Here is a 17,636-nt window from a genome sequence, read left to right as displayed (position 1 = left end):
GAGCGCGGGATGGCTGGGGGATTCGCCGAGGTCGCCGATGATCAGAGGCCGGCACGGGTGGCGCGAGCCGCCTCCGTGACCATGGCCGTGGTGTCGCCGGCGCTCACCGCGGTCGCGCTGCTGATCTGGGCCGGACTGCCCGACGCGTGGACGCCCGCGCGGACGGTGTCCCCGCAGACGGCCGCCGCGCTGACGTTCCCCGCGGTGGGCGCGTTCCTCATCTTCCACCGGCCCCGGCTGAACCTGGCGTGGCTGATGTGCGCGGGCGGCCTGGCCGCCGCCGTCAGCGATTTCTCGCAGGCGATGATGTTCCGCGCCGCCGCCGGCGGCGACCTCCTCCTCGCGGGCTACCTGCGGCTGCCGGGCCACCTCGGCTGGGCGGTGTGCGGCGTGACGCTCACGATGGTGCTGCCGCTGTACTCGCCCGACGGCCGCCTGCCCTCGCCGCGCTGGCGCCTCGCCCTGGCGCTGGGCGCGGCCTCCATCACGGCCGACTTCCTGCGCGCCGTGCTCCGGGTGCCGCCGCCCCCTGGGAGCTACCCGTACCCCCAGGTCATCCCGAACCCGCTGCAGATCCCCGCGCTGGCCCCGTACGCGCAGACGGTCTCGGCGATCGCCTGGACGGGCATCTACGTCGCCATGGCGCTGTCGGCGCTCTCGCTGACGGTGCGGTTGCGGCACGCGGACTCCGTCACCAGGCGGCAGATCGGCTGGCCGCTGCTGGCGTTCGCCGGCTACATCGTGTTCCTGGTCGTGGCCGCGTTCGTGCCCGAGTTCACGTGGATCGCGTTCGGCTGGGCGGCGATCATCCCGGTCGCGCTGGCGTTCTCGGTGATGCGGTACCGGCTCTACGGCATCGACACGGTGATCAGCCGGGCATTCGTGGCCGCCGGCGTGGTGGCCGTGGTCAGCGCCGTCTACTTCGGCGCGGGCGCGCTGTCCGGCCTGCTCGTCTCCGGGTACGGGCAGGTGGCCGGGATCGCCGCCGCGCTGTTCGCGGGCGCCTTCTTCCAGCCGCTGCGGCGGGCGCTGCAGCGGGCCGTGGACCGGCTCCTGTACGGCGCCGTCGGCGACCCCGGCGTGCTGGCCGAGCGCCTGACCCAGGCGCTCCGGCGCGGCGACCCGGCCAAGGCGCTGACCTCGGTGGTGAGCGTGCTGCGCGACGGCCTGGCGGTCGAGGGCGTGGCCGTGGAGGTGGCCGACGGCGAGCCCCGCTACGTGGAGAACGGCCGGGTGGGCCCGGACGCCCGCGAGGTGCCGCTGGTCTGGCACGGCGAGCGGGTCGGCCGCCTGCTCGTCGGGCCGCCTGGCCCGCGCCGCTTCCCCGCCGCGCACAACGAGCGGGTGCTGGCCACGCTCACCCCGTACGCCGCGGACGTGGCGCACGCGGTGCGGATGGCGGCGGACCTGCAACGTTCCAGGGAGCGCATCCTGACGACCAGGGAGGAGGAGCGCCGCCGCCTGCGCCGCGACCTGCACGACGGGCTCGGCCAGACGCTCTCGGCGATGGCGATGACCATCAACATGGCCCGGCTCAGCCTCAAGAAGTCCCCGGAGGCCGCCGACGAGCTGCTGCGCGAGCTGCACACGGGCATGGGCGCGGTCACGGGGGACATCCGCGAGCTCGTGTACGGCCTGCGCCCGCCCGCCCTCGACGACCTCGGCCTGGTCCGGGCGATCGGCGATCTGGCGGGGCAGTCGGCGCCGCCGGCGGAGGTCGAGGTGCAGGGCGAGCTGTCGGAGCTGCCCGCGGCCGTCGAGGTGGCGGTCTACCGGATCATCCAGGAGGCCCTCACCAACGTCCGGCGGCACGCCCAGGCGTCCAGCTGCCGGATCGTCCTGCAGCGGGAGCGGTCGGTGCTGCGCGTGCTGATCGCCGACGACGGCAAGGGCATGCCCGAGGAGCACCGTGCGGGCGTGGGGCTCGGCTCGATGCGCGAGCGGGCGGCGGAGCTGGGCGGGATCTGCGTGGTCGGCGGCGAGCCCGGGGCCGGGACGCGCGTGGAGGTCATGCTGCCGCTGCTGACCGCGCCTCCGGCCGACATGAGCGTCCACTCATGACGTTCGCGCCGGCGGGGCTGTTCGGCGCCGCCTGAACAGGGCTTGGGCTGCGCTTTTGCGGGCAGGGGGCGCTTGAGCGAACAAATCCAGCCGCAGGGAGGCGAGATGCGTTCATCCATCCCTCTGGGCCGCATCGGGGGCGTGCGGGTGGGGCTCAACATCAGCGTGCTGGTGATCGTCGCGATCCTGGTCTTCGGGCTGGGGTTCGGGCGGTTCCCCGCGGTCTTCCCCGGCTACCCGCGGGCCGCGTACGTGCTGGCCGGGGTGGCGGCGGCGGTGCTGTTCATGGCCTCGCTGCTCGCGCACGAGCTGGCGCACGCGATCATGGCCCGGCACGAGGGCGTGGAGGTGTCGCGGATCACGCTCTGGCTGCTGGGCGGGGTCGCGGAGCTGCGCGGCGAGCCCCGCTCGCCGGGCGCGGATCTGAAGATCGCCGTGGTGGGGCCCGCGACGAGCCTGCTGGCCGGCGTGGTGTTCGGGGCGATCGCCCTGCTCATCTCTGGCCTGGTCTCCGGGGCGGCGCTGGCGGGCGGCATGTTCGCGTACCTGGCCGGGGTGAACGTGCTCCTCGCCCTCTTCAACCTGGTCCCGGCCGCCCCGCTGGACGGAGGGCGGGTGCTGCGGGCGATCCTGTGGGCGCGGTGGCACGACCGGGCGCGGGCGGCGATCGCCGCGGCCCGGGCCGGGCGCTGGTTCGGATACGTGCTCATCGCGGTCGGCTTCCTGCAGGTGGTCACCGGGCGCAGCTTCGACGGGCTGTGGCTGGCGCTGATCGGCCTCTTCCTGGTGAACGCCGCCAGCGCCGAGGAGCAGCAGACCCGGCTCGGCACCGTCCTGCACGGGATCCGCGTCGCGGACGCGATGTCGGGGCACCCCGTGGTCGCTTCGCCGGACGAGACCATCTCCGGGCTCATCGAGCGGGTCGTGATGCGGCACCGGCTGTCCACGTATCCGCTGGTCGCCCCGGACGGGACCTTCGCCGGCCTGGTGACGCTCAACCGGATCCGCCGGGTCGAGCCGGAGCGCCGGGGCGCGACCCGGCTCGCCGACATCGCCTGCCCGCCGCAGGAGGTGCCGCGGGCGCGGCCCGAGGAGCCGCTGACCGACCTGCTGGCCAGGATGGAGGGGTGCGCCGACGGGCGCGCGGTCGTGCTCGACCCGGCCGGGCGGCTGGTCGGCCTGCTGACGCCCACCGACATCAGCCGGACCATCCAGATGGCGGACCTGCGCGCCACGCTGTCGGGGCCGCGCGGCGCCGACCTCGCCCCGCCGTACCACGGTGACCACCGCGACGCCGCGTAGCCGCTTAGGGAGTAGTACGTCTGAGCGGCTCTTGACGCCTCTTGATATGTTCGTGACAGGTGTGCCGGGAAGTCTGGTCGGCGATCGTGCCGTCGTTCCCGGAGTTCGCCCCTCATGCTCATCGAGTCGCCATGACCGTCACCGCCTGGCTGGCGGTGGCCGCCTTCCTCTTCGCGTACACGCTGATCGCCACCGAGAAGGTGCACCGGGTCGCGGCGGCGCTCGGCGGGGCGGGGGTCATGCTGCTGATCCACGCCACCGACGGGAGCGCGGCGTTCTTCGACGAGCACACCGGGATCGACTGGAACGTGATCTTCCTGCTGCTCGGCATGATGGTCATCGTCGGTGTCCTGAAACAGACCGGGATATTTGAATATTTGGCGATCTGGTCGGCCAAGCGGGCTCGCGGGCAGCCGTTCCGGCTCATGGCGCTGCTGATCGTGATCACCGCCTCCGCCTCCGCGCTGCTGGACAACGTCACCACCGTGCTGCTGATCGCCCCCGTGACGTTCCTGGTGTGCGAGCGGCTGGCGCTGCCGGTGGCGCCGTACCTGATCGCCGAGGCCATGGCCGCCAACATCGGCGGCGCGTCCACGCTGGTCGGCGACCCGCCGAACATCATCATCGGCAGCCGCGGCGGGCTGACGTTCAACGACTTCCTCGCGCACATGGCCCCGCTGATCATCGTGCTGGTGGTGGTGTTCGTCGGGCTGTGCCGGTGGCTGTTCAGGGCGTCGTTCAGCTACGACCCCGAGCGGGTGGCGGAGATCATGTCGCTGAACGAGCGGGAGGCCATCGCCGACCGCAGGCTCCTGTGGCAGTCGCTCGCCGTGCTGGCCCTGGTGATGGCCGCGTTCGTGCTGCATCCCGTGCTGCACTACGCGCCGTCGGTCGTGGCGCTGCTGGGCGCGGGGGTGCTGGTGGCGGCCACCAGGGTGACGACCGAGGAGGCCATCCGCGAGGTCGAGTGGCCGACGCTGGTGTTCTTCGCGGGGCTGTTCGTCATGGTGGGGGCGCTGGTGGAGACCGGCGTGATCGGCGAGATCTCCAAGGCCGCCTCCGAGGCCACCGGCGGCCGGCTCGGCCTGACCACGATGCTGCTGCTGTGGGTCTCGGCCGGGCTGTCCGCCGTCGTGGACAACATCCCGTACGTCACCACGATGAGCCCCATCGTGGCCGACCTCGTCCAGGCCAACGGGGGCAACGGCCCCGCCCAGGTGCTGTGGTGGGCCCTGGCCCTGGGGGCCGACCTGGGCGGGAACGCCACGGCCGTGGGGGCGGCGGCCAACGTCGTCGTCATCGGCATCGCCGCCCGCAACGGCACCCCGATCAGCTTCTGGCAGTTCACCAAGTACGGGCTGGTCGTCACGCTCGTGACCGCCACGCTGTCGGTGCCGTACCTGTGGCTGCGCTACCTCATCTGAGCGGCAGCACGTCCACGCCTCGCTCGTCGTCGCCGCGCGGCCCGAAGATGCGGCGCTCGCTCTCCTCGATGCGCACGTCGTTGATGCTCGCCTCCCTGCGCCGCATCAGCCCCGACTCGTCGAACTCCCACTGCTCGTTGCCGTAGCTGCGCCACCACTGCCCGGAGGCGTCGCGGCACTCGTACTGGAACCGGACCGCGATGCGGTTGCCCAGCACGCCCCACAGCTCCTTGCGCAGGGCGTAGTCCAGCTCCCGCGCCCACTTGCGGCGCAGGAACTCCCTGATCTCGTCGCGGCCGGTACAGAACTCGTCGCGGTTGCGCCACACCGAGTCCTCCGTGTACGCGAGCGCGACGCGGTCGGGGTCGCAGGTGTTCCAGGCGTCCTCGGCGGCCTGCACCTTGACGCGCGCGGTCTCCTCGGTGAACGGCGGGACGGGCGGGCGGGACATGATCGCCTCCTCGGCACTGCTTCAGAGAGGCAGCAGCTTATCGAGCGTGATCGGCAGATCCGTGACCCGCTTGCCCGTGGCGTGGCGCACGGCGTTGGCCACGGCCGCGCCCACGCCCGTGATGCTCACCTCGCCCACCCCGACCAGCCCCAGCGGCATCGTCGGGTCGGGCTCGTCCAGGCAGTGCACGTCGATGCGCGGGACGTCGGCGTGCACGGGCACGTGGTAGTCGGCCAGGCTCGCGTTGACGATCCGCCCGGTGCGCGGATCGACCAGCGTCTCCTCCGTCAGCGCCAGGCCGAGGCCCATCACGATGCCCCCGCGCAGCTGGCTGGCCACCGTCTTCGCGTTGATCACGGTGCCGACGTCGAACACGCCCGTCCAGCGCGAGACCCGTACCTCGCCCGTGTCGCGATCCACCCGCACCTCGCAGAAGTGCGCCCCGCTCGCGGCCTTCACCCACCGGCTGCGGTCGCGCACGGTCTTCGCCATGAACCGCAGCATGCCGCCGCCGGCCGCGGCCTCCAGGTGGTCACGGCCCGCCCGGGTCAGGATCGCCGCATATGTCTCGCCTCTGGAGCCCTGGTAGAGCCCGCCGTCGCGGGCCTGCGGATCGCGCACGCCGCGCAGCGGGGAATCCGGCGACTTGCGCGCCAGGTCGAGGGCGGAACGCCGCAGCTTGCGGCAGGCCTCCAGCACGCTCGCCGCCGCGCTCGCCGTCTGCCCGGAGCCGCCCGCCATCGGGCCGTCGGGGAGCTCGGAGTCGCCGATCTCGACGCGTACCGACTCCAGCGGCACCCCCAGCTCGTCCGCGGCGATCTGCGCCTGCACGGTGGCCGCGCCCACGCCGATCTCGTGCAGGCCGCACCGCACCACGACCCCGCCGTCCGCGCCCAGCCGCACGGTGACGCTCGCCGGGAGCTGGAACGCCGGATGGTACGCCGACGCCACCCCCATGCCGACCAGCCACCGCCCGTCGCGCATCGAGCCGGGCCGCGGATCGCGCTCGCGCCACCCGAACCGCTCCGCCCCCACCTCGTACGCCTCGCGCAACATGCGGTGCGCGAACCGCTTGCCGTCGATCGGGTTGCGCGCCGGCTCGTTGAGCATCCGCAGCTCGATCGGGTCCATGCCCAGCTCGCAGGCCAGCTCGTCCACGGCCGACTCCAGGGCGAAGGTGCCGATGGACTCGCCCGGGGCCCGCATGAACGTGTTGGAGACCAGGTCCAGCTCGACGAGGCTCTGGCTCAGGCGGATGTTCGGGGAGTCGTACAGGTGCCGGGAGGCCGAGGTGATCTGCTCGCCACCACCGCCGACCCGGCCCGTCCTGGCGACGCTGGTGTGGATCAGCGCGGTCAGCTTCCCGCTGGATTCCGCGCCCAGCGCGACCCGCTGGGTGCTCGGGGTCCGGCCGCCGACCGTGTGGTAGACGGCCGCCCGGGTGAGCGCCAGCCGTACCGGGCGCCTGGTGGCCCGGGCGGCCAGCACGGCGAGCAGCGTGCCCGCCCACACCGACCCCTTGCCGCCGAACCCGCCGCCCACGTAAGGGGACAGCACGCGGACGTCCCGCTGGGGAACGCCGAACCGCTGCGCGAGATGGCTGCGCAGCCACGAGATGCTCTGCGTGCTCTCGTGGACGGTCAGGCGGTCGCCGTCCCACACGGCGGTCGTCGCGTGCGGCTCGATCGCGTTGTGGTTGTGCGGCGGCGTGGTGAAGCGCAGGTCCACCGAGACCGCCGCGGCCGCCAGCGCCGCCTCCGCGTCCCCCTTGCTCGCGGCCGCCGGCATCAGCGCGTTGCCCTTCTGCGGGGTGGCGTTCGGCTCCTCGGCCGCGAAGTCCACCACGGCGGGCAGCTCCTCGTACGCGACCCGCACCAGGCCCGCCGCGTGCCGCGCGGCCTCCGGCGACTCGGCCACCACGACGGCCACGGGCTGGCCGTTCCAGTGCACCTCGTCCGTGGCCAGGTAGTTGACCGACGTCCCGATGACCATCGTGCTGGGGTTCAGCAGGCTCCGGGAGGGCGCGGGCTTCATGGCGGGGGCGTTCTCGTGGGTGAGGACCTCGATCACGCCCTTCACCGCGCGGGCCGCGTCCGCGTCGACGGCGGTGATGCGGCCCCGGGCGATCGTGGAGTGCACGAGCGCGGCGTGGGCGAGGTCCGGGTACGGGTGCTCGGCCGCGAAACGGGCCTGGCCGGTGGTCTTGGCCCGGCTGTCGAGCCGGTCGACGGGGCGGCCGACGTACTTGATGCTCATGCCGGCTCCCTTGGCGTCTTGATGGTCATGCCAGCTCCCTCAGCGTCGCCACGATCGTGGCCCTGGCCAGGTCCACCTTGAACGCGTTGCCCGGCCGGACCGTCGCGGGCGCCAGCTCGGCCTCGGCCGCGCGGCCGAACGCCTCCTCGGTCGCCGGGCCGCCGACCAGGACCCGCTCGGCCTCGTACGCCCGCCACGGCTTGGTCGCGACGCCGCCCAGCGCCAGGCGGGCCGCCGTCACGGTCCCGTCCCGCACCTCCAGCGCCGCCGCCACCGAGACCAGGGCGAACGCGTACGACGCCCGGTCCCGCACCTTGCGGTAACGGGAGTTGGCCGCGACCGGCGCGGGCGGCAGCTCGACCGCCGTGACCAGCTCGTCGTCGGCCAGCGCGGTCTCGACCTGCGGCGTGTCGCCCGGCAGCAGGTGGAAGTCGGCCAGGGGGATCCGCCGCGTGCCGCGTACGCTCCGCACCTCGACCGTGGCGTCCAGGGCGGCCAGCGCCACGCACATGTCGGACGGGTGCGCGGCGATGCAGCTCTCGCTCACGCCCAGGACCGCGTGCCCGCGGGTGAACCCGCCGAGCGCGTCGCAGCCGCTGCCCGGCTCGCGCTTGTTGCAGGCGTGCGCCTGGTCGTAGAAGTAGCGGCAGCGGGTCCGTTGCAGCAGGTTGCCGCCGACGGTGGCCATGTTGCGCAGCTGGGGGGAGGCGCCGGCGAGCACGGCCTGCGACAGGACCGGGTAGCGGGCGCGGACGCGGCGGTCGGCGGCGAGCGCGCTGTTGCGTACCAGCGCGCCGATCCGCAGGCCGCCGCCGGGCAGCTCGTCCACCTCGTCGAGCGGCAGGCCGGTGAGGTCGACCAGGGTTTCGGCGCGTTCGATGCCCTCGCGCATGAGGTCGACCAGGTTCGTCCCGCCGCCCAGGAACTTGACGGCGGGGCCGGCGGCTCGCAGGGCCTCGTCGACGTCGAGCGGCTTCACGTACGCGAACGGCTTCATGGCGCCTCCTGGGCGGCGACGTCCTTGATGGCGTCGAGGATGCCGTTGTAGGCGCCGCACCGGCACAGATTCCCGCTCATGCGCTCCCTGATCTCGTCGTCGGTCAGCTCGATGCGCTCTGTCGTGGGGGTGACGGCACTGGGCATGCCGGCGGCGTACTCGGTCAGCATGGCGACAGCCGAGCAGATCTGGCCCGAGGTGCAGTAACCGCACTGGAACCCGTCATGGCGCACGAACGCCTCCTGCATCGGGTGCGTGCCCTGCTCGCCCTTCGCGATCCCCTCGATCGTGGTGATCTCCTTGTCCGCGTACTGCACGGCCAGGGCCAGGCACGCGTTGATCCGCACCCCGTCCGCGAGAACCGTGCACGCGCCGCAAGCGCCCTGGTCGCAGCCCTTCTTCGGGCCGGTCAGCGCGAGGTGGTCGCGCAGCGCGTCGAGCAGGCTGACCCACGGCTCGATGTCGAGGGTCCGGGTGACGCCGTTCACCCGCATGCGTATCTCGGTCACACGCTTCCTCCCGTCCGTAGGATGCCGACGCTAACAGAACGCTGTTTCCTTAACAAGAGAACGTCGTCCTCTAAAGTCTGGTCACCTATGCTGGAGCCCGACATGAAGCGGGCATTCGTCCGGGCCAGGCGGCCGGAGCACAAGCAGCAGCGGCGCGAGGAGATCCTCGCGGCCGCCCGCGATCTCGCCGTGGCGTCCGGGGTTCGGAACGTCAGCTTGGGGGCGGTCGCGGAGGCTGTTGGGCTGGCGAAGTCCAACATCATGCGATATTTCGGGACTCGCGAGGAGATCTACCTCATCCTGGCCACCGAGGAGTGGCACCAGTGGGCGGAGGCCGTCACCACCCGCCTCGAAGCCGCGCCAGACGATGCCGCCCGTCTTGAAGCGTCATCGGACCATGTCGTTGCGGCGCTCGCGGAAACGCTCGCGGACCGGCCGCTCCTGTGCGACATCCTCAGCCAGACCGCCACGACCCTGGAACACAACGTCTCCATCGAGGCGGCCCGCACGTTCAAACGCGCCATCCTGGCCGTCATCGCCGACCTGGGCGCACAGGTCGCCCGGGCCACGGGCCTGACGGTCGGCGAAGGGAGGGAGCTGGTCTCGGTCGCCACCGCCTTCGCCGGGATCCTCTATCCCATCGCGCACCCCTCGCCCACGCTGGCCGAGCTGTATGCCCAGGACCCCGTCATCGCCGCGACCTGCCCCGACTTCCTCCCCACCCTCACCCGTGCCCTCAAGGCCCTCGCCGCGGGCCTGCCCACGCTCAGAGAGGACTGAGCCCGCGGATGGTGACGGTCGGCGTCGATCTCGCCGCGGAGGCGGTGCGGACCGCGGTGGCCTGGCTCGACTGGCCGACCGGACGGGCGCGCCTCGTCAGGGTGGTGGCCGGGGCGGACGACGCCCTGATCGTCGAGGCGGCCATGGCCGCGGACAAGGCGGGGATCGACTGCCCGTTCGGCTGGCCCGACCGGTTCGTCGACTTCGTCACCGCCCACCGCGCCGGCCACGTCCAGGTGCCGCCGGGCCTGGCGGGCCGGGCCTGGCGCCGCGATCTCGCGCTGCGGGTCACCGACCAGGTCGTACACCAGGAGACCGGCCTGACCCCGCTGAGCGTGTCGGCCGACCGCATCGCCCACGCCACCATGCGCTGCGCCGCCCTCCTGGCCGAGCTCGCACGAAGGGGCCGGCCGGTCGACCGGCGCGGCACCGGGGCCGTCGTGGAGATCTACCCCGCGGCCTGCCTGAAGCGGTGGGGGCTGCCGTACCGGGGATACAAGCGCGCTGCCAACCTCGCCGCGCTGGGCCACCTCGTGGACCGGCTCCAGGAGGCGGCGCCATGGCTGGACCTGGGCGAACACGAGCCCCTCTGCCGGACCTCGGACCACGCCACCGACGCCGTCGTGTCGGCCCTCGCCGCCCGCGCCGCCGCCCTCGGCCTGGTCACCGTACCGACGGAGGAGCAGGCGGGAGCGGCGACCACGGAAGGCTGGATCGCCCTGCCCACCGCACCCCTGGCCCGCCTCGTCGCAGATGGGTGAGGAACGACCGGCGACTCACAGGCCCCGCGGGGTGTCATCCACTTGCCGCTCTCATGAAGTCAATGTCAGTGAGGCACTGCGACAGGAGAGTGGATGCACGAGCAGTTCGACGCGTACGTGGCAGCGCGCTACGAACGCCTGAAACACACGGCGTACCTGCTCACGGGCAATCGGGCGACTGCCGAGGACCTCGTGCAGACCGCTCTGGCCAAGGCATGGGTGGCGTGGAAACGCATCGAGGGCGACCCCGACCGGTACGTGCACCGGATCATCGTCAACACCCATACCTCCTGGTGGCGGCGGAAATGGCGGGCTGAACTACCCGCGCCGCAGCTGCCCGACCGGGCCGACCCGCGCGACTTCACCAACGAGGTCGGACGGTGGCAGGAACTCCGGGAGGCGGTCGCCGGTCTGTCCGACCGGCAGCGCGCGATCATCGTCCTGCACTACTACGAGGAGCTCACCCTCATGCAATGCGCCGACGCGCTCGGCTGCTCTCTCGGAACGGTGAAGACACAGCTGACGCGCGCGCTCAAGCGTCTTCGTGTGCAGTCGGAACTCCAGATAGAGGGAACCAAATGATGGCCCACACCGAGCGCTCCTACGCCGAGGACGAGCTGCGCGCCGCGCTGACCGAGCACGTGGAGCGGGCTCACGCCGACCTGCCCGAGATCATGCGACGGGGGCGCCGGATCAGACGACGCAGGGTGGCTGCGGGCGCGGCACTGGCGGGAACGGCGGTGATCCTCCTGGCGCTGCCGCTGGGGGTGGGGGCGTGGTCGGCCTCGCACCAGAAGGAGTCGGCGGCCGTCGTGCTCACCCCGACCCCGGATCCCTCTGGACCGGTGCCCTCCGGGAGGGTTCCTGTGATCAAGTCCCATTCCTCTTCCGACCTGGGACGTACGACCGTTGACTTCCAACCGCTCAGTACGTACACGTCCTGGCAGATCTTCTGCAAGGATCCCAAGGCCCTGGTCGTGATCCAGGCCCCTGGCGGGGGCAGCCGGGTCAGCGGTCGGTGCGACAAGACCGGCCTCGGCGGCTCCTTCGGCGGCTCCACCGCGATCGGCCCTGGCTGGCTGGAAAAGGCGCAGCAACTCGACGTGTTCGTCTTTCCCGCCACTCCGCCGAAAGTCGCCGACAAAGGTCCCGACGCCAAGTGGGGCTGCAAGAAGGCCCGCCTCGACCTGGGACTGTGCGACGGCCACTACGTGGTGCCCCAGCTCGCGCACTCCGGGGTGGCGGATCGGCTGGCCGCTCTGGTCGAAGGCCGATCAGCGGGCTGGACGATCGAGCTCTACGACCGCCAAGGCATGACCGCACCCTTCGTGCCACCCCCGAACTACCGGCCCGGGAAGAGCGGGGGAAGCTGACACGCCTGCGGCGTCCAGGGCCGAGATACGTCTTCACTGACATGTGGTGTCAGTGAAGATGCGGAGACTGTGCGCATGCCCGTTCAGATCCCCCATCGCACGACCATGCGGCTGCTCATCGCCGCGGCCTTCACCACCGCGCTCGGCAACAACGTCCAGCTCATCACCGGGGCGCTGCTGCTGGCCAGGGAGCAGCAGACCATGATGGCCGTGGGCTGGTTGTTCATCGCCGTCGCGCTGCCGCAGGCCGTCCTGTCCCCGTACCTGGGACGGCTCGCGGACCGCCTGGATCGCCGCGCCCTGTGGATCGCCTGCGACACGGTGAGCGGGATCGTCGCTCTCGGCCTGCCGTTGTGGCTGGCCGCGGGCGGTGCGGCCGAGGCCGGCATCTACGCCGCGAACTTCGCGCTCGCCCTGGTCAGCGCGATCTTCGTGCCCGCGAGCGCGGCGCTGATCAAGGAGCGGGTCCCCGGTGGTGCCGTCCTGCGCCGGTTCAACGGCCGCTACGAGATGGCCACTCAGGCCGGGATGCTGCTGTCCGCCACCGTCGGCGGGCTCGCCGTCCAGCTCTTCGGCGCCGTCCCCTTGCTCGTCTTCAACGCGGCCACGTTCGCCGTCTCCGCCCTGTGCGTGACCGCCACCGGCCGTACGAGAGCCGCCGGCGGGCTCGCCGCCGAGCCGGTGGAGGCGGCAGGCCCGGATCGGCCGCCGCTTCCGATGGGCAGCCTGATCCTTCTGTACGCGCAGGGCAGCGTCGTGGTCACCGTCTTCAACGCCCTCCTGCCCACGTACGTCCTGATCGAGCTCGATCGCGGGGCGGGCACCTTCGGGGCCATCGACGCCCTGGGCAGCCTCGGCTTCCTCGCCGCCGCCGCCGGATACCGGCTGTTCGCCCAGCGGTACTCCGATCTGCGCATCGCCGTCGTGGGCTTCCTCGCGTGCAGCCTGCTCATCGTCGCGCAGGGACGGCTGGGCGTCGCCGGACTGGCCGTGCTGGTCCCCCTGGGGGCATTCGTCTTCGGCCAGGCGAGGATCTCCTCGCGGAATCTGCTGATGGCCCGGGCCGGTCGTACCGACATAGGCCGGGTCTTCGGCCTCGCCAACGGCGGCGGGCTCGCCGCGACCATCGTCGTCATGCTGCTCGTGGCCGCCGTCACCGATCACACCAGCGCGGGGGTCGGTTTCGCCGCCCTCGGCGCCTTCGCGCTCCTGTCCACGGCCTGGGCGCTGGTGCTCCAGCGACGTGCCGCCAGGGGGACGCGATCCGCCCTCCCGAGCGCCAAGAAATCGCTCCGAAACGGAGCTGTGCTATGACCGTCCGGAAGAACGTACGTGGATGGAGGACCGCACGTGGACGACCCCCTCGGTAATTTCGCGAACATCGACGTCGAGGCGTTCCTGCGGGATTCCGAGAAGCGGGTGGCCGATTTCGCCGCGGCGCAGGAAGGGGTCGCGGCGGCGGTCGGGCGGGCGACGGCCGCCGACGGTCTCATCGCGGTCGAGTGCACCGCGCAGGGCGGGGTGAGCCGGCTGGACATCGATCCGAGGGCGAAGCGGATGAGCGCGCAGGAGATGTCCGTGGCGATCCTCGCCGCCATTCGTGACGCCGACGCCGACCTCCAGCGCCAGTTGTCCGCGATCATGACGGGCGCGTTCGGCGGAGGGCTGGACCGCGCCCTGGGCGACCCGGACACCGCCCGGGCGAAGGTCGCGGAGGCGCAGCAGGCCTTCGACCGGATGATGGGTGATGCGATGGGCGAGCTGGATCGTATGCGCAGGAAGCTCGGCTACTGATCAGACCTCCTGCGGCTTGAGGCCGTCCGTGAGGGTGCGCTCGGTCATCCAGGCGGCACCGTACTTCAGAGCCAGGCCCAGCACGGTCCTGAGGGTGAAGTTGCGCAGCTCGATGACCCGCTTCTCGGCGGTCATCGCCTGCGACAGCGCCTCCCACGCGTAGTACACCCTTCCCGGGCCGACCAGTGCGGCCTTGGCCAGGGTGACCATGGCCAGGCTCGCGATGCCCAGGTGGAGGTAGATGTACAGCGTCCAGAGGTTGGCCAGCACCCTGAGCAGCCACGAGAGGCTGTGGGCGGAGCCGGCCGCGCTGTCCGACTCCATGGCGTAGCCGGCGACCCGCTGCCCGTAGAGCTCCCGCGCCGGCGCCTGCCAACTGGCCTGGGACACGCTGTCGTGCTGCTCCCGCGCCGTCGCGCCCGCCGCGTGGACACCGTCTCCGAAGGCGCTCCAGCCGTCCGCGGCCCTGTGCATCACCTGCGGGTCGGACGGGACCGACAGCCCGTACGCGACCACCACCCGCTCGAACGCGGGGAAGATCAGGGCGGCGAACGCGTACATGCCGAGCGTGGAGTACTGCATCAGCTTGAGGTCGCCGCCCTGGTCACCCGGCTGGAACGGGTCGGGGGTCCCGCCGGGGACGGGGATCTCAAATCCGCCGGACATCGGCCTCGTTCCTGTTCTCCACGGTCTGGATGTTGCCGGCGACCGTGTGCAGCCGGTCCCGATCGTCATGCAGGGCTTCGATCGTGTTGCGGACCGTGCTCTCCGCGTACCCGACGATCTTGTCGTGTTCGCTGGTCAGGGGCCAGCCGAGCACGCCCATGGCCCAGGGTCCCAGGCGCATGTTCGAGGGGAAGTCGCTCGCCTCGGCCAGGTGCGACACGGGCGAGGGGCCTTCGGCGTCGTCGACGAGAGCGTCGCCCAGCGCTCTGATCGCCGATAACTGGTGGATACGTGATGCTTCGTCTTGGCTCAAAGTTACTCCAAGTACGTGATCCATTACTTGGCTGGACATACTAGCTGGCCTCTGCGACGGCGGAGTGCTGTCCGAGCCTGGACGGGTGTGTCCGAGCCGCTGTTGGACACCTCACCACGCCGGCTTTCCTGAGCCTGACGCCCAGCGATCCAGGGCGTTCGACGAATCAGAACAGGAGTCCAAACCATGCCAGTCAAGATCAAGAAGCCGTCCCCGCTCGCCCTGCTGACCGTCCTCGCGGCCGTCAGCGCCACGCTGGTCACCGCCGCCCCGGCGGCCGCCGGCGTCAGCGAGCGCAGCCACCTGGCAGCCGCCTGCGGCATGTACCGGGACGGCGACGCCACCATGTACAAGAACTGCACCGGCGCCGGCGAGAACATCTTCGTGACCTACCTCCTGGGCGGAAACACCTACTTCTGCGTGCCGGCGGGTGAGTCGAGGTACGTCGGCAGGTGGAGCAACGTGTTCAGGGTGTACAACCGGGGCGGCTGCTGATCGACGCGGGGCCACGGGCCAAGCCCGTGGCCCCGTACGGGCCTCATCAGACGGTACGGGGGAGCACGGCGGCGCGGATGCCGCGGCGCAGCAGCGCGGGCAGGCACAGGATCGTGCCGAGCGCGCCGATCCACACCGTCGCCTCCAGACCGGCGAGCGCGGTGGCCGCGGAGGCGAGCAGGGCGCCGAGCGCGACCGCCCCCCACAACTGGAACCGCTGCACCGCGGACACCCGGCCGAGGAGCTCGGGTGGGGTCTGGGTCTGGCGGAGGGTCAGGGAGATGGGGCTGAACGCGCCCTCGCCCACGCAGTGCACGATGCTGCCGATGACCAGGCCGGCGGCTCCCACGATGCCGTGCGCCGCCCCCAGCGCGGGCATGGCCACGATGCCCGCCACCGACACGGTGGCGGCGAGCATGAGCGCGCGGGGGCTGCCCAGCCGCCTGATGAGGAAGGCCGAGGCGAGGTTGCCGATCGGGTAGCCGGCCGCGGCGGCGCCCACCACGATCCCGATCCACTGCGGCGACAGTCCCAGGACGTTGCGGCAGTACAGGACCAGGCTGGTCTCGACCATGGACAGGAACAGCACGTAGACGGTGCCGCAGGCGATGACCGGCTCCAGAACCGGATGCCGGAGCGCGAACCTGAGCCCGGCGGCGACGTCGCGCCGTACCCAGCCCCGCTCCCGCGCGGTGACGGCGGGCGGCGCCTCGCGGTGCCGGATCGCGAACAGCGTCACGAGCGAGGCGGCGAAGCTGACGGTGTTGGCCAGGAGCGCGCCGGCCACCCCGAGCAGCCCGATGAGCGGCCCCGCGGCCATCGGCCCGACCGCCTTGGCGGTCGACTCCGACAGCGCCAGGCGGGTGTTGCCGGTGTGCAGCTCGCCCGGGTCGGGGAAGAGGCCCGGCAGGTACGAGGTGTAGGCGACCTGGAAGAACACCACCGCGCAACCGCTCACCAGCACCAGCGCGAACAGCAGGGGGAAGCTGAGCACGCCGGTGACCGCCGTGACCCAGATCGCGCCGAACGCGACCACCTGCACGCCGTCGCAGACGAGCATGACGGCACGGCGGGGCAGCCGGTCCACGATGGCGCCGGCCGGCAGACCGAGCGGCAGGAAGGGCAGGAACATGGCGAACGGCAGCAACGCGGCCTGCGCCGGAGTCGCGCCCAGCACGGTCACCGCGAGCAGCGGTAGCGCCAGCGTCATGAACTGGTCCCCGAACAGCGACAACGACTGCCCGGCCCACAACAGCCCGAAGTCCCGGCGGGCCGCACGTCCGGCCGTCTGTGTGCTGGTGGTCATGGCTGCCGTCCGAAGTCGCGGGGGGCCGTGTGCCCGACCGTCCGTGTGATGGTGGTCATGGCTGCCGTCCGAAGTCGCCGGGGGCCGTGTGCCCGGCCGTCTGCGTCATCGCGGTCATGACTGCCGCCAGAAGTCCCGCAGCAGCGAGTGGACGGTCTCCGTCTCCTCGACGTGGCCGAACGAGCCGCTGCGCTCCAGCATGTGGAAGCGGGCCTGGGGCGCGAAGCGCCGGAAGTCCTGTTGCAGCGCCGGGTGCAGCGCCCGGTCGTGGCGGCCGGCCAGCACCATCAGGGGAACGCGGATCTCCTTGAGCCGGGGCCGGAAGTCGGGGATCCTGGCCACCTCACCACCGATCACGAAATCGACGTCGTCGCCGCAGAAGATCGGATATAGCTCCTGGTTCCTGGCGCCGGGCTCGTCGGCCAGCAGGGCGGCGTTGGCCGGGTCGTAGAAGCGGACCAGGGCCGCCGCCTTGGCGAACTCCCGCCTGAGCGGCTCGTCCGTGGAGCGCAGCCCGTCCAGCCGCAGCGCCTGGATCCGCTCCCACACCTCCGGGAGCTGGGTGGCCAGCTCGCGGTTGATGTTGGCGTGGTTGAGCTGCCACATCTCGGGACTGTGCAGGGTGTTGGCCAAAGTGACGGTACGCGCCAGATCGGGGTGGTCGAGGGCGATCGCCTGCGCGATCAGGCCGCCGTACGAGAAGCCGTACAGGTGGGCGGGGCCCAGTCGCCCGAGCAGCGCGGCGACGTCGGCGACGTCATCGGCGAAGGTGATCTCGGAGAGGTGCCGGGGACGGCCGGAGCGACCGCGGCCGAACAGGTCGACGTAGATCACCCTGTGGTCCGCCGCCAGGGCGTCGAAGTGCGGGTGGAAGATCACATGCGACCCCGCGGGGCCCAGCCCGGCGAGCAGCACCACGGCGTCGCCGTCCCCGTGCTGCTCGACCCAGGTGCGCCGGTCGGCGCGGATCTCGTACGCCTGACCAGGGGGATGTTCGATCATGGCGCTCATCTTGGCGCGACCGGGAGGCGGAACGACGGCGGATATCGGACCTGTCATTTCGGGCAGTCCGGGCGCCGGCCGGGCCCGGTGAAAACCGATGGGAAAGTGTCGGTGCCCGGTGATAGAAAGCAGGTTCGACACTCGCG

General features: G+C 71.9%; 18 protein-coding genes. 10 read left to right on the top strand and 8 right to left on the bottom strand.

Annotation, left to right across the window (positions count from 1 at the left end):
- Positions 1–9 precede the first annotated feature (9 nt).
- The 3 genes from HD596_RS09415 to HD596_RS09405 all read left to right on the top strand — a co-directional run bounded on the left by HD596_RS09415 (position 10) and on the right by HD596_RS09405 (position 4,787).
- Positions 10–2,061 (top strand): sensor histidine kinase, encoded by a 2,052-nt coding sequence (locus tag HD596_RS09415; protein ID WP_185068890.1) that lies wholly within the window; start codon positions 10–12, stop codon positions 2,059–2,061.
- Positions 2,062–2,166: 105 nt separating this feature from the next.
- A complete protein-coding gene (locus HD596_RS09410) occupies positions 2,167–3,363 on the top strand; it encodes a site-2 protease family protein (protein WP_185068889.1) in 1,197 nt (398 codons plus the stop codon).
- Positions 3,364–3,494: 131 nt separating this feature from the next.
- Positions 3,495–4,787: an ArsB/NhaD family transporter gene (locus HD596_RS09405; protein WP_185068888.1), complete on the top strand. Its 1,293-nt coding sequence runs from the start codon at positions 3,495–3,497 to the stop codon at positions 4,785–4,787.
- Here the strand turns inward: HD596_RS09405 and HD596_RS09400 are convergent.
- From HD596_RS09400 to HD596_RS09385, 4 genes are read right to left on the bottom strand one after another with little or no spacing between them, the layout of a single operon-like run.
- Positions 4,780–5,238, bottom strand: a complete 459-nt coding sequence (locus HD596_RS09400; RefSeq protein WP_185068887.1) for a nuclear transport factor 2 family protein — start codon at positions 5,236–5,238, stop codon at positions 4,780–4,782. The genes HD596_RS09405 and HD596_RS09400 overlap by 8 nt on opposite strands.
- A 21-nt stretch (positions 5,239–5,259) precedes the next feature.
- Positions 5,260–7,494, bottom strand: a complete 2,235-nt coding sequence (locus tag HD596_RS09395; protein WP_185068886.1) for a xanthine dehydrogenase family protein molybdopterin-binding subunit — start codon at positions 7,492–7,494, stop codon at positions 5,260–5,262.
- A gap of 25 nt (positions 7,495–7,519) precedes the next feature.
- Positions 7,520–8,491: an FAD binding domain-containing protein gene (locus HD596_RS09390; protein ID WP_185068885.1), complete on the bottom strand. Its 972-nt coding sequence runs from the start codon at positions 8,489–8,491 to the stop codon at positions 7,520–7,522.
- Positions 8,488–8,985 (bottom strand): 2Fe-2S iron-sulfur cluster-binding protein, encoded by a 498-nt coding sequence (locus tag HD596_RS09385; RefSeq protein ID WP_221520314.1) that lies wholly within the window; start codon positions 8,983–8,985, stop codon positions 8,488–8,490. Before HD596_RS09385 ends, HD596_RS09390 begins: the two co-directional genes overlap by 4 nt.
- Before the next feature lie 117 nt (positions 8,986–9,102).
- On the opposite strand from HD596_RS09385, the gene HD596_RS09380 reads away from it, so the two are divergent.
- From HD596_RS09380 to HD596_RS09355, 6 genes are all read left to right on the top strand, one after another.
- Positions 9,103–9,780 carry a TetR/AcrR family transcriptional regulator gene (locus HD596_RS09380; RefSeq protein ID WP_185068883.1) on the top strand — a complete coding sequence of 226 codons (678 nt, stop codon included), beginning with the start codon at positions 9,103–9,105 and terminating at the stop codon, positions 9,778–9,780.
- 8 nt (positions 9,781–9,788) lie between these two features.
- Positions 9,789–10,541, top strand: a complete 753-nt coding sequence (locus tag HD596_RS09375) for a DUF429 domain-containing protein (RefSeq protein WP_185068882.1) — start codon at positions 9,789–9,791, stop codon at positions 10,539–10,541.
- 93 nt (positions 10,542–10,634) lie between these two features.
- Positions 10,635–11,123: a SigE family RNA polymerase sigma factor gene (locus tag HD596_RS09370; protein WP_185068881.1), complete on the top strand. Its 489-nt coding sequence runs from the start codon at positions 10,635–10,637 to the stop codon at positions 11,121–11,123.
- Positions 11,120–11,914, top strand: coding sequence for a hypothetical protein (locus HD596_RS09365; protein WP_185068880.1), 795 nt, complete (start codon positions 11,120–11,122; stop codon positions 11,912–11,914). The genes HD596_RS09370 and HD596_RS09365 overlap by 4 nt, the downstream gene beginning before the upstream one ends.
- Before the next feature lie 75 nt (positions 11,915–11,989).
- On the top strand, positions 11,990–13,228 hold the full coding sequence (locus HD596_RS09360) for an MFS transporter (protein ID WP_221519253.1): 1,239 nt from the start codon (positions 11,990–11,992) through the stop codon (positions 13,226–13,228).
- A 36-nt stretch (positions 13,229–13,264) separates the two neighbouring features.
- Entirely contained in the window at positions 13,265–13,708 is a 444-nt protein-coding gene (locus HD596_RS09355) for a YbaB/EbfC family nucleoid-associated protein (protein ID WP_185068879.1), read from the top strand.
- On the opposite strand, the gene HD596_RS09350 is transcribed toward HD596_RS09355, so the two are convergent.
- Both HD596_RS09350 and HD596_RS09345 read right to left on the bottom strand, forming a co-directional pair.
- Positions 13,709–14,374 (bottom strand): hypothetical protein, encoded by a 666-nt coding sequence (locus HD596_RS09350; RefSeq protein WP_185068878.1) that lies wholly within the window; start codon positions 14,372–14,374, stop codon positions 13,709–13,711. It abuts the gene before it with no gap.
- A complete protein-coding gene (locus HD596_RS09345) occupies positions 14,358–14,687 on the bottom strand; it encodes a hypothetical protein (protein ID WP_185068877.1) in 330 nt (109 codons plus the stop codon). Before HD596_RS09345 ends, HD596_RS09350 begins: the two co-directional genes overlap by 17 nt.
- 186 nt (positions 14,688–14,873) lie before the next feature.
- Between HD596_RS09345 and HD596_RS09340 the strand changes: the two genes are divergently transcribed.
- Positions 14,874–15,182, top strand: a complete 309-nt coding sequence (locus tag HD596_RS09340; protein ID WP_185068876.1) for a hypothetical protein — start codon at positions 14,874–14,876, stop codon at positions 15,180–15,182.
- Between the two features lie 46 nt (positions 15,183–15,228).
- Here the strand turns inward: HD596_RS09340 and HD596_RS09335 are convergent, their stop codons facing one another.
- Positions 15,229–16,488: an MFS transporter gene (locus HD596_RS09335; protein WP_185068875.1), complete on the bottom strand. Its 1,260-nt coding sequence runs from the start codon at positions 16,486–16,488 to the stop codon at positions 15,229–15,231.
- A gap of 114 nt (positions 16,489–16,602) precedes the next feature.
- Positions 16,603–17,490 carry an alpha/beta fold hydrolase gene (locus tag HD596_RS09330; protein WP_221519252.1) on the bottom strand — a complete coding sequence of 296 codons (888 nt, stop codon included), beginning with the start codon at positions 17,488–17,490 and terminating at the stop codon, positions 16,603–16,605.
- Between the last annotated feature and the right edge of the window lie 146 nt (positions 17,491–17,636).

It is taken from the genome of Nonomuraea jabiensis, assembly GCF_014204795.1.
Classification (GTDB): Bacteria; Actinomycetota; Actinomycetes; order Streptosporangiales; family Streptosporangiaceae; genus Nonomuraea; species Nonomuraea jabiensis.
This window is presented reverse-complemented; position numbering and strand designations above follow the sequence as displayed.